This window comes from Betaproteobacteria bacterium (assembly GCA_016720925.1).
In the GTDB taxonomy this organism is placed as follows: domain Bacteria; phylum Pseudomonadota; class Gammaproteobacteria; order Burkholderiales; family Usitatibacteraceae; genus UKL13-2.
On the sequence record JADKJR010000014.1, the window covers coordinates 75,586 to 87,137 of the forward strand.

The 11,552-nt window shown below is 58.5% G+C and carries 10 protein-coding genes; 6 read left to right on the forward strand and 4 right to left on the reverse strand.

Translation table 11 applies throughout. From position 1 onward, the window contains the following. Window positions 1–11: 11 nt before the first annotated feature. From tcuA to IPP88_17430, 4 genes are all read left to right on the forward strand, one after another. On the forward strand, window positions 12–1,424 hold the full coding sequence (tcuA, locus tag IPP88_17415; protein ID MBL0124425.1) for an FAD-dependent tricarballylate dehydrogenase TcuA: 1,413 nt from the start codon (window positions 12–14) through the stop codon (window positions 1,422–1,424). Then, window positions 1,411–2,583 carry a tricarballylate utilization 4Fe-4S protein TcuB gene (tcuB, locus tag IPP88_17420; protein MBL0124426.1) on the forward strand — a complete coding sequence of 391 codons (1,173 nt, stop codon included), beginning with the start codon at window positions 1,411–1,413 and terminating at the stop codon, window positions 2,581–2,583. The genes tcuA and tcuB overlap by 14 nt, the downstream gene beginning before the upstream one ends. Before the next feature lie 110 nt (window positions 2,584–2,693). Further along, window positions 2,694–3,644 (forward strand): tripartite tricarboxylate transporter substrate binding protein, encoded by a 951-nt coding sequence (locus IPP88_17425; GenBank protein MBL0124427.1) that lies wholly within the window; start codon window positions 2,694–2,696, stop codon window positions 3,642–3,644. Between the two features lie 34 nt (window positions 3,645–3,678). After that, a complete protein-coding gene (locus IPP88_17430) occupies window positions 3,679–4,707 on the forward strand; it encodes an Ldh family oxidoreductase (GenBank protein ID MBL0124428.1) in 1,029 nt (342 codons plus the stop codon). A 71-nt stretch (window positions 4,708–4,778) separates the two neighbouring features. On the opposite strand, the gene IPP88_17435 is transcribed toward IPP88_17430, so the two are convergent. From IPP88_17435 to IPP88_17450, 4 genes are all read right to left on the reverse strand, one after another. Then, window positions 4,779–6,266, reverse strand: coding sequence for a tripartite tricarboxylate transporter permease (locus IPP88_17435; protein MBL0124429.1), 1,488 nt, complete (start codon window positions 6,264–6,266; stop codon window positions 4,779–4,781). Between the two features lie 36 nt (window positions 6,267–6,302). After that, window positions 6,303–6,791 (reverse strand): tripartite tricarboxylate transporter TctB family protein, encoded by a 489-nt coding sequence (locus IPP88_17440; protein ID MBL0124430.1) that lies wholly within the window; start codon window positions 6,789–6,791, stop codon window positions 6,303–6,305. 97 nt (window positions 6,792–6,888) lie between these two features. Beyond that, window positions 6,889–7,920: a tripartite tricarboxylate transporter substrate binding protein gene (locus IPP88_17445; GenBank protein MBL0124431.1), complete on the reverse strand. Its 1,032-nt coding sequence runs from the start codon at window positions 7,918–7,920 to the stop codon at window positions 6,889–6,891. A 29-nt stretch (window positions 7,921–7,949) separates the two neighbouring features. Continuing rightward, window positions 7,950–9,152 carry a CoA transferase gene (locus tag IPP88_17450; GenBank protein MBL0124432.1) on the reverse strand — a complete coding sequence of 401 codons (1,203 nt, stop codon included), beginning with the start codon at window positions 9,150–9,152 and terminating at the stop codon, window positions 7,950–7,952. Between the two features lie 95 nt (window positions 9,153–9,247). On the opposite strand from IPP88_17450, the gene IPP88_17455 reads away from it, so the two are divergent. Further along, window positions 9,248–10,099: a citryl-CoA lyase gene (locus IPP88_17455; protein MBL0124433.1), complete on the forward strand. Its 852-nt coding sequence runs from the start codon at window positions 9,248–9,250 to the stop codon at window positions 10,097–10,099. Window positions 10,100–10,459: 360 nt separating this feature from the next. Then, window positions 10,460–11,539 (forward strand): LacI family DNA-binding transcriptional regulator, encoded by a 1,080-nt coding sequence (locus tag IPP88_17460; GenBank protein MBL0124434.1) that lies wholly within the window; start codon window positions 10,460–10,462, stop codon window positions 11,537–11,539. Window positions 11,540–11,552: the final 13 nt, after the last annotated feature.

An 11,552-nucleotide genomic window follows, 5' to 3' on the forward strand; every position in this document is an offset into this window, starting at 1 on the left:
GGACGCAACGCATGATCGATGTGCTCGTCATCGGCGGTGGCAATGCGGCCTTGTGCGCCGCGCTGATGGCACGCGAAGCCGGCGCCTCGGTGTTGCTGCTGGAGGCCGCGCCGCGCGAATGGCGTGGCGGCAACTCGCCACACACACGCAATCTGCGCTGCATGCACGATGTGCCGCAGGACGTGTTGATCGAGGCGTACCCCGAGGAAGAATACTGGCAGGATTTGCTGAAGGTCACCGGCGGTCTCACCAACGAAAAACTCGCGCGCATGGCGATCCGCGCGTCCGCCACTTGCCGCGATTGGATGAGACAGCACGGCGTACATTTTCAGCCGCCGCTGTCGGGCGCATTGCATGTGGCCCGCACCAATGCCTTTTTCATGGGTGGCGGCAAGGCCCTGATGAACGCCTATTACCGCAGCGCCGAAAAACTGGGCGTGCAGGTTCGCTATAACGCGCCGGTTGATGCCATTGAGCTCGACGACGGTCGCTTCAAAGCGGTGCGCATCGGTGCCGAACGCATTGAAGCGAAGGCTTGCGTGCTGGCTGCCGGCGGATTTGAATCGAATCGTGAATGGCTGCGCGAGGCATGGGGCATGAATGAGTCCGGCGAATGGCCGGCCGACAATTTCCTGATTCGCGGCACGCGATTCAACATGGGCGTATTGCTGAAGTTCATGATCGAGGCAGGCGCAGATCCCGTGGGCGATCCGGGACAATCGCACTGCGTGGCTATCGATGCGCGCGCGCCGCTATACGACGGCGGCATATGTACCCGCGTCGATTGCGTATCACTGGGCATCATGCTCAATCGCAATGCCGAGCGTTTCTACGACGAAGGTGAAGATTTCTGGCCGAAGCGCTATGCCATCTGGGGCCGGCTGGTGGCCGGGCAACCGGGGCAGATCGGCTACTCCATCATCGATGCCAAGGCCGTGGGCCGCTTCATGCCACCGGTGTTTCCAGGCGCGAAAGCCGACACGTTGCCGGAACTGGCGCGCCTGCTCGGATTGAACGAAGACGCTTTCGTCAACACGGTTGAGGCTTTCAACGCCGCTTGCCGCGTTGGCACCTTTGACCACACCGCCCTTGACGACTGCCATACGGACGGTCTGACTCCCGCAAAAACGCACTGGGCGCTGCCGCTGGATACGCCGCCTTATTATGGATACACGCTGCGCCCCGGCATCACATTCACTTACCTGGGGCTTAAAGTAAACGAGCAGGCGGCGGTGCATTTCGGCGGCGTGCCCAGCGCCAATCTGTTCGTCGCGGGCGAAATGATGGCGGGCAATGTGCTCGGCAAGGGCTATACCGCTGGCGTGGGGATGGCGATCGGCACCGCATTCGGGCGCATCGCGGGCACGCAGGCCGCCGCCGCCGCGACAGGAATGAAAAAGGAAAATGCGCATGCCGCGGCTTGAGGCACTCACGCGTGAGGCAAGCGAATTGGCCTTGGGCATCATCCCGCTAAATGCCGACGAGGCCGAAGTGGGCCGCGTGTTGCAGATTTGCAATGCCTGCCGCTATTGCGAGGGTTTCTGCGCCGTGTTCCCGGCGATGACGCGCCGCCTCGAATTCGGCAAGGCCGACATTCACTATCTATCAAACCTGTGCCACAACTGCGGTTCGTGTTTGCATGCGTGCCAATACGCGCCACCACATGAGTTCGCGGTCAATGTCCCCAAGGCGATGGCGACCGTGCGCGGCAAGACATATGCCGACTATGCCTGGCCGGCGGCGATGGGCGCACTCTATAAGCGAAATGGCCTGACGTTGTCGCTGGCCACGGCAGCCGGGCTCGCCTTGTTTCTGCTGCTGGCAGTGATGCGGCAAGGTTCACTCATTCACGCGCCGCTTGCGGGCGATTTCTATGCAGTATTCCCACACAACCTGATGGCGACGATGTTCGGCATCGTGTTTGGTTTTTCGATGCTGGCATTGATGATTGGTGTGGCGCGCTTTTGGCGCGACGTCACGCCGGGCATGGCGTCAAGTGATGCCTCGCTTTCGGCGGCCGTCGAAGCAACCGACAATGTACTGCGACTGAAATATCTGGGTGGCGGCCACGGCGAAGGCTGCAACAATGCCGACGATGCATTCACGCTTTGGCGTAAGCGTTTCCATCACTTCACGTTCTACGGATTCATGCTGTGTTTTGCGTCGACCAGCGTTGCCACGCTCTATCACTACCTGCTCAAGCTCGATGCACCCTATGCCCTGACCAGTTTACCGGTATTACTCGGCATCACCGGCGGTATCGGCCTCCTGATTGGCCCGGCCGGATTGCTGTGGCTAAATTTGCAACGCCACCCGGCGCACGGCGACGCTCGGCAAAAGCCGATGGATCGTGGCTTCATCGCACTGCTATTCCTGATCAGCCTGACCGGCCTCGCCTTGATGTGGTGGCGCGATTCGGGGTTCATGGCGCTGCTGCTGGCGGTGCACCTCGGCGTGGTGCTTGCGCTTTTCCTCACGCTGCCTTACGGCAAATTCGCACATGGCTTCTATCGCGGCGCCGCATTGCTTAAATTTGCGATCGAGAAGCGGATGCCTGACCGCTTGCGATTGGAATCTGAATAGTTCGGCGCAACGCGAATTCTCTTCATCACAAACGTAGACTCTAAAGCACCTACAACCCCGCACCGGAGACAAGTATGACAATGCGAAATCTGTTCGTTCGCCTCGCCACAATGGCGCTGGCCCTGACATTCCCTTGCCTTGGCACGATTGTGGCCGCACAGGAATTTCCGAAAAAAACCATCACGATGGTGGTCGGTTTCGCCGCCGGTGGCGCAACTGATACGGCGGCGCGCATTATCGCCAAGAAACTGGGCGAGAATCTTGGTCTCGCCGTGATCGTCGACAATCGCGCTGGCGCGGGTGGAAACATCGCGCACCAGCAGGTCGCCAATGCAACGCCGGACGGGTCGGTCATTCTGCTCGGTTCGGTCGGTCCATTGTGCATCGCGCCGCACCTGATTGCCAAGCTGCCCTACGATCCGCAAAAGGATCTGGCGCCGCTAACGATGGGCGTGAGCTTTCCCAATGTACTGGTGGTGCATGCGGATGTTCCGGCAAAAACGTTTGCGGAATTTTTGGCACTGGCCAAGGCAAAACCCGGCACACTTGATTACGCGTCTACTGGCGTTGGATCCGCGTCACACCTCGCCGGCGAGATGTTCAAGCAGCGCGCCGGTGTGGATATTGTCCACGTCCCATACAAGGGGGGCGGACCGGCCATGATTGATCTGCTTGCCGGTCGTATCACCGCCTATTATTCAACACCGTCGACTGCGGCGCCGCACATAGAAGCCGGAAAATTGCGCCCACTGGCCGTGACTGGTATCGCCCGCCTGCCTTCATTGCCTAATGTGCCGACCATCGCAGAATCCGGCTTCTCCGGTTTTGATGCCAGCAACTGGTACGCGTTCGTTGCTCCCGGCAAGACACCGAAGAATATTCTTGACCGCTGGAACGAGGAACTGGTGAAGGTTTTAAATTCCGCGGACGTGCGCGAGCAACTCAACAAGCATGGCCTGACCCCCATGCCCGGTACCCGCGGGGAATTGGCAAACACGATCAAGCGGGAATCGACGGTCTGGGCAAAGGTGATCAAGGATGGAAAGATCACGGCGGAATGAGCCCGGCAAAACGTTCACTTAAAGCAATTATCGTATGACAACACTTGTTCCCGAAACAACGCTCCAGCAATTGGCGACCCGGGCGTTACAAAGCTTCGGCTTGATTGAAGCCGATGCGTCCGATGCCGCGAGAATCCTGGTGTTGGGAGACCTGTTCGGCGTGCACACGCACGGCGTGAGCCGCATCGAATCGTATGGCGAGCGCCTGAACCTCGGCGGAATCAAAGCGCGGCCGGAGATTCATATCGAACGCGTGGCGCCGACCATCGCAAAGCTTGATGGCAACAACGGCGTCGGACCGCTGGTGGGATTTCGCGCGCTTGAGACGGCGATGGGCATTGCTCGCGAATTCGGCGTCGGTATTGTGTTCGCGCGAGGCAGCAATCACTTTGGTCCGATTGGCCCCTACTCGTACCTCGCGGCCGAAGCGGGATTCGCCAGCATCATCGGCAGCAATTCCACCACGACCATCGCACCCACCGGCGGACGCGATGCGCGCCTGGGCAACAGTCCGGTCGGCTTCGGCGTGCCCAATCCCGGCGGGTCACCGATCATCCTCGACATGGCCATCAGCGTAGTGGCGCGCGCAAAGATCCGTTCTGCCCTCACGCGCGGCGAGGCCATCCCGGATACATGGGCCACCGATAAAGAAGGCAATCGCACCAACGATCCGAAGGCAGCGCTGGATGGCTTCCTGCTTCCCATTGGTGGACACAAGGGCTACGGCATGGCGTTGATCGTGGACCTGCTTGCCGGTCTGTTATCCGGTGCGGCCTACCTTACGCACGTGAAGTCTTGGCTCGATGCGCCGGAACAGCCGCAGAACCTGGGTCACTTCTTTATCCTGATCGACGCTCGCACGTTGGGGCCGGCGTCTTGGCTCGCCGAGCGCATGAACGATTTCGCGGCGATCCTGCATGCGACGCCACCTGCCGATCCCGCAGCTCCCGTACTGGTGCCGGGAGAAATAGAGTTGGGCAAGATGGAACGGCAGCGTCGTGAAGGTATCGGTATCGACGATGCGGTGCTGGCGATGCTTGAGAAATATGCCGCGAGAGAATAGCTACATGCAGACCGCCATTTGGCGCGCCTTTCCAGGCTAAAACGCCCGGAAATCCGCGCCAGTGCTAGTGTTTAGTGTTTCGCGTTCTTGTCGGCGCTGCCATTCTTCAGCTTGTTCCATACCCACGGGCCGACCACCATCAGCGCGGTGATCACCAGCAGTGACGCCGACAGCGGCTTCTGCAGGAAGATCATCCAGTCCCCCTGGCTGATCGACAACGACCGCCGCAGTTGGGCCTCGGCCAGCGGGCCAAGGATCATGCCGATGATCACCGGCGCGGTGGGGAAATCGAAACGGCGCATGAGGAATCCCAGCACGCCGATGACATACAGCAGGAAGATATCAAATGCCGATTGGCGCATGCCATACACACCAAGCGTGGCGAAGATGAGAATGCCCGCGTAGAGCTGCGGCTTCGGAATCTTCAGCAGCTTGACCCAGACGCCAATCAATGGAAGGTTCAATACCAGCAGCATGAGATTGCCGATGTACATACTGGCAATCAGCCCCCACACCAGGTCAGCGGAATTCACGAACAACATGGGGCCCGGCTGCAAGCCATATTGCTGGAATGCCGCGAGCAGAATGGCGGCAGTGGCCGAGGTCGGCAAGCCGAGCGCCAGCAATGACGTCATGGTGCCGGTGCTGGAAGCATTGTTGGCGGCCTCGGGCCCGGCAACGCCCTCGATGGCGCCGTGGCCGAACTCTTCCGGATTCTTCGCCAGCTTCTTTTCCAGCGCGTAGGAGATAAATGTCGGGATTTCCGCACCGCCCGCCGGCATGGCGCCAAACGGAAAACCGATGACTGTGCCGCGCAGCCACGGGCCGATTGAGCGCTTCCAGTCATCCGCCTTCATCCAGATCGACCCGCTCATCTGTATCAAGGATTCTTCGACCTTATAGTCCTTGGCCGCACTCCACAGCGTTTCGCCGACTGCGAAAAGGCCTACCGCCACAGTCACGACTTCGATGCCGTCGAGCAATTGCGGAACGTTGAATGCAAACCGGGCAGTACCGGATTGGTTGTCGATACCAACCAGACCGATGGCCAAGCCAATGAATAGTGCCGTCAAGCCGCGCAGCGGGGATTCCCCCAGCACCGCCGAGACGGTAACGAACGCCAGCACCATCAGCGCGAAGAATTCCGGTGGCCCGAAGCTCAACGCCACATCGACCACCAGCGGCGAGACAAAGGTCAAGGCAACGGTTGCGAGCGTGCCGGCCACGAAAGAGCCAATGGCCGACGTCGCCAGTGCAGGCCCGGCGCGGCCGCGCTTGGCCATCTGGTTGCCTTCCATCGCGGTGATGATCGTCGCCGATTCGCCCGGGGTGTTGAGCAGGATGGACGTAGTCGAGCCGCCGTACATGGCGCCGTAGTAAATGCCGGCAAACATGATGAGCGCGCCGGACGGGTCAACCTTGGTGGTCACCGGCAACAATAATGCGACGGTAACCGCCGGGCCGATACCCGGCAATACGCCGACGGCGGTGCCGAGTGTCACGCCGACAAAACACCACATGAGATTGGTCAGCGTCAACGCAACGCTGAAGCCGGACATCAGGGAATTGAAGATTTCCACGCGGACTCCCCAGGGTCAGATCGGCAAGAGTCCGGCGGGCAGATTCAGGCCCAGTCCGTAATTGAAAAAAGCGTAGGTCATTGCCGCGAGGATTGCTCCGATGCCCGCGTTCTTTAGCCAGCGCGTGCTGCCAAAGCCGCGCGCGGCCATCACGAACATCACGATTCCGGCGATTACAAAACCGGCCGGCACCATCAGCAGACCATTGACGATCATCGCGCCGCTAATCCACGCAAACGCTTTCCAGTTCGTGGGATTGGCTGCGGCAGCCTCTTCATCGACATCCTTGAAGCCGCCGAACCACGCCTCTTTCAGAAGCATCAGACTCAAGAGGATCAATGCGCCCGAAACAATCGCCGGCATCAGCCTCGGCCCGACCTTTGCATAACCCGTGGCTTCGGGAAACTGCAGCGTCCCCACCGCCATCAGTATCCCAAGAATCAGCACCGCGGCAGCGACAACTATCTGTCCGGTTCTCCCTTTACGTGTTTCAGGTGATGCCATGGATTACCCTCCGTGCGGAGTATCTCGCGCCATTTCGTTGTTTTCTTATTGCGCAGAAAATACTGCCCTCATCCAATTGAATGAGGGCAGCACACCACTATTTCTTGAGATTTAACTTGCCGAGAATGTCACCAATACGCTTGTTTTCGTCATCAAGATATTTCTTGAAGTCATCGCCGGCCAGATAGATATCGGTCCAGTCATTCTTGGTAAGCACTTCCTTCCATCCCGGACTTTTCACCGTTTTGTCGATGGCGGCCACCAGGTCTTTCTTTTGCGCGTCCGTGATACCTGGCGCGCCAAACACGCCACGCCAGTTGAACAATTCAACATTGACCCCCTGCTCCTTGATGGTCGGCACGTCGATGCCTGGCACGCGTTTATCCGCCGAAATTCCCAGCGCGCGCAGTTTGCCCGCCTTGATCTGCGCGGCATATTCACCGTAACCGGAAATGGACACCGTCGTGTGGCCGCCAAGGATCGACGCCTGGGCCTCGCCACCACCGGCAAACGGAATGTAATTGACCTTCGCGGGATCAACGCCTACCGCCGCCAGCAGCATGCCTGCCAGGATATGATCGGTACCACCAGCACTTCCGCCTCCCCATGAGACTGATCCCGGATCGGCCTTGGCTTTGTCCATCAGGTCCTTGAGGGTCTTGATCGGCGAATTTGTCGGAACCACCAACACCTCATACTCGCCTGTCAGGCGAGCCAGCGGCGTCACCATACCGAGGTTTACGGCGGACTTGTTCAGAATAATGCCACCGACCATGACCATGCCGCCGACCATGACGGCATTGCCGTCGCCCTTGGATGTATTGACGAATTGAGCAAGGCCGATGGTGCCACCCGCGCCACCTTTGTTGTCGAACTGAATGCTTTTTACCGCGCCGGCTTTCTGCATCGACGCCGCGAGATTGCGGCCTGTCTGGTCCCAGCCGCCGCCCGGATTTGCCGGAATCATGAATTTGAGGCTGTCAAACGCCAACACCGATGTGGCGGCAAATAACGCAGTGGCAATAGCGCCGGTACGGACTATTTTGGAAAAGCTTTTCACAGTGTTCTCCTCGAGTAATGAAATGAAAACGAACCAATAAAACGTATTACCGGAATTTGCGACCGGCATGTCTGCGTTCAAACGAGAGACAAACGCGATCAAATTGTTTTTTCCGAGCGCAAGCGGACAATATCATCCGCATCGTAACCCAACTTTCGTAACCACGCGTCGGTCTGCGCGCCCAGCATGGGTGGCGGCGTCGATGGTTTGGCGCCCTCTCCATTAATCATGAACCCGCCGCGGGAGACATAAGCAGGCTTGCCAAGACCAGGAACTTCAGGCATCGACACCACGAAATCGCGACTTTTCACTTGTTCGTGATCGAGAATTTGCGGCACGGAAAGCACCTGACCGGAGGGAACGCCAGCGTCGTTCAATACCTCTTCCCATTCTGACGCGGACCTCGACTTCAGCGCCGCCTCAATTTGGTATTTCAAAGCAAAGCGATGTTGTTTGCGGGTTTCCCGCACCGCGAAGCGCGCGTCGGTCTTAAGCGCCGGATTGCCAATGACGTCACACAGTGCCTCGAACTGTTTCTGTTCGTTAGCGGCGATATTGAGCAACCCGTTACCGGTCGCGAACGCACCCGATGGCGCGGCGGTCATGTTTTCATTTCCCATGGGAACCGGGACTTTGCCGGTCGCGAGGAAGTTGGATACGACCCAACCCATCGAAGCAAGCGTTGATTCGAGCATGGAAACGTCAATCATGCATCCTTCACCCGTTCGGGCTTTCCCGGCGAGCGCGGCGGCGATCGCAAACGCAGCCGCCATGCCGCCGATGGTATCGCATACCGGAAATCCGGCGCGTAGCGGCGCGGTATCGGCATCGCCCGTCACACTCATCAACCCGGACAATCCCTGAATGATCTGATCGTACGCAGGGCGGCCTGACCACGGGCCATCCTGACCAAATCCGGAAATCGCGCAGTAAACCAGGCCGGGATTGGATTTCTTCAGCACGTCATAATCCAGGCCAAGCCGTTTCATTACACCCGGGCGAAAATTTTCGACCAGCACGTCAGCGTCGGCGACCATTTTTTTCAGGATCGCTTTACCTTCGGCATGTTTCAGGTTGAGCGTGATCGACTGCTTTCCGGCATTGACTGCCAGGAACGAGGTACCCATCAGCCTGGATGCAGCCTCCGGATCGGCGCCGAGCTTGCGTGCCAGATCGCCGCCCTGCGGTGACTCGATCTTGATCACTTCGGCGCCCATCAATGCCAACTGATATGCGCAAAATGGCCCTGCCAGTACATTACTCAGGTCGAGCACGCGAAAATTTTTCAGCGGAAGCGTCATATTTCTTGACACTTTATCGATCGCGCACAAGATGTCAACAAACTAGAATTCAATTCTGGCTGATCGCCTTCCAGATTCGCTCCCAGGGACCCTCAATGAATGCAAAAAACTCGAACGACCGTGAACTCGCCACCAACTACTGGCGAACCGACATCATTGACATCACCCCCGGTGTCATTCGCGTACGCGGCTACCCGATCGAGCAACTCATTGGCGAGATCAGTTTTCCACAAATGATCTGGCTGATGCTGCGCGGCGAATTACCAACCGCCGGACAAACATCGTTGCTGGATGCAGCACTGGTGGCCTCGGTGGATCATGGCCCACAGGCGCCTTCGATCGCGATCGCGCGCATGGCCGTCAGTTGCGGCCTGCCCTTGAACGGCGCCATGGCTTCGGCGATCAATACACTCGATGATGTGCATGGCGGTGCAGGCCAACAGGCGGTGGAACTGTTTCATGCCATCGATGATTTGCAGTCCGAAATGCCGCTGGCGGAAGCCATTGCCAGCCAGCTCGATAATTTCATTGCCGCGCACGGCAAGTTCATTCCAGGGTTCGGCCACCGCTTTCATCCGACGGATCCGCGCGCACTGCGTCTGCTGGCGCTGGTCGACAACGCGGCGGCAGCGGGAACCGTCGATGGCCGGTTCGCACACATCGCACGTGGCATCGAAAAGGAGCTCAAGACGCGCAAAGGGAAAGCAATTCCCATGAACATCGACGGCGCCAGCGCCGTAATTTACGCGGAGTTGGGATTCGCGCCACCGCTCGCGCGCGGCATCTTTTGCCTCTCGCGAGCCGTGGGAATTCTTTCACATGCCTGGGAGCAAAGTGGCCGGTCCGAGCGCAACAAGGGGCCAATGCCGCGGGAAATACCGTATCGGTATTCCGGTCAGGCGCCGCGCGATTTGCCGACGCAAGAAAACGCAAGATCGCCTGAATAGAAAAGTCCCCGCATATCATTGCGACACCATCCCGGGAATGACGTAACGCGACCAATTGATTTTCCGTTCGCCGCAAGTCCATCGCCACCATTGGGTGGCGTTCTGACTGATTGGCGAACCCAAGTCGACTTGAATTGGCAACGCTTCCATTTAGGGTGTCAGCATGCCTCCGCTCGCAAACGCACGAAATCAACGCCGGGTTCAAACTTGAGCCCGCGATGCTGTGTACATTCATTTAAAAACAAACAGTTACCGCGAATTATCAGCAACTTCGCACCAATGCGGCAAATGCGGCGTTCGCCGTAAACACGGCGCGAGTGGGTGTTCCTGTCCGTGGCCAATTTGTGCTTTACATCTGAAATGAAAACGTTTACATTTCCAAAATGTAAACGTTTAACTGCCCCGGAGTGGGCGGCAACGAGGAGGCAATTGAAAACGATCACGATGAAGGACGTTGCTCGCGAAGCGCAGGTTTCTCTCGCGACCGTATCCCGTGCATTCAATGGTGGCGACAACGTCACCGAGGCAACGCGCGAACGCATTCTGGGCGTCGCGCAAAAGCTTCGCTTTATTCCGCATAGCGGCGCGCGCAGCCTGATCACGCGCAAATCAGAAACGATCGGCGTGCTGCTGCCCGACCTGTTTGGTGAATTCTTTTCTGAAATCATTCGCGGCATCGACCACGCCGCCCGCGCACGCAAGCTGCATTTGCTCGTGTCGAGTTCACATGGCGATTCCATTGAAGCGGCCGCCGCGATTCGTGCCATGCGGGGACGTGTCGATGGACTGCTCATCATGTCGCCGCACGTCAGCACGTCGTTTCTTGCGGAGAATCTTCCGGATAACTTGCCAATCGTGCTGATGAACACGCACGTCGAGGGCGAGACCTATTCCTCACTCAATGTCGATAACTATGGCGGTGCATATGCCATGGTTCGACACCTGTGTGAACGCGGACATCGCCAGATCGCGCTTATCTCGGGCGGCGAAAACAATTTTGACGCCCAGGAACGTCTGCGTGGATATCGTGATGCCATGGCGGCTCTATTGCCGGGCAGCCGGGAGATCGTCGTCCGTGGTGATTTTTCCGAGGAATCAGGCTACCGGGCCGGGCAACAACTGCTTGCCCTCAAGACCAGACCTGCCGCTATCTTCGCATCCAACGACATGATGGCGATCGGCTGCCTGTTCGCGCTGAATGAGGCGGGCCTGCAAGTACCGCGGGACATTGCGCTTGCGGGATTTGACGATATCCCCATCGCGCGATTTGTGACCCCTCCGCTGACCACCGTGCGTGTGCGTATCGCTGACCTGGGCGAGCGCGCGCTGGAGCGGCTGGCGCTGATCATCGATAGCGCCGAACCTGTACGAAATTCAATGCAGACCATCAATCCCGAACTCGTGATTCGCAATTCCTGCGGCACCACAAGTGCTTCGTGACTTGCTGTCACAA

Bases quoted from the DNA above. Each gene is read 5' to 3' on its own strand.
- tcuB (MBL0124426.1), top strand. From the start codon at position 1,411: ATGCCGCGGCTTGAGGCACTCACGCGTGAGGCAAGCGAATTGGCCTTG.
- IPP88_17435 (MBL0124429.1), bottom strand. From the start codon at position 6,266: ATGTCCGGCTTCAGCGTTGCGTTGACGCTGACCAATCTCATGTGGTGT.
- IPP88_17425 (MBL0124427.1), top strand. From the start codon at position 2,694: ATGGCGCTGGCCCTGACATTCCCTTGCCTTGGCACGATTGTGGCCGCA.
- IPP88_17455 (MBL0124433.1), top strand. From the start codon at position 9,248: ATGAATGCAAAAAACTCGAACGACCGTGAACTCGCCACCAACTACTGG.
- tcuA (MBL0124425.1), top strand. From the start codon at position 12: ATGATCGATGTGCTCGTCATCGGCGGTGGCAATGCGGCCTTGTGCGCC.
- IPP88_17460 (MBL0124434.1), top strand. From the start codon at position 10,460: ATGAAAACGTTTACATTTCCAAAATGTAAACGTTTAACTGCCCCGGAG.
- IPP88_17440 (MBL0124430.1), bottom strand. From the start codon at position 6,791: ATGGCATCACCTGAAACACGTAAAGGGAGAACCGGACAGATAGTTGTC.
- IPP88_17430 (MBL0124428.1), top strand. From the start codon at position 3,679: ATGACAACACTTGTTCCCGAAACAACGCTCCAGCAATTGGCGACCCGG.
- IPP88_17450 (MBL0124432.1), bottom strand. From the start codon at position 9,152: ATGACGCTTCCGCTGAAAAATTTTCGCGTGCTCGACCTGAGTAATGTA.
- IPP88_17445 (MBL0124431.1), bottom strand. From the start codon at position 7,920: ATGCCGGTCGCAAATTCCGGTAATACGTTTTATTGGTTCGTTTTCATT.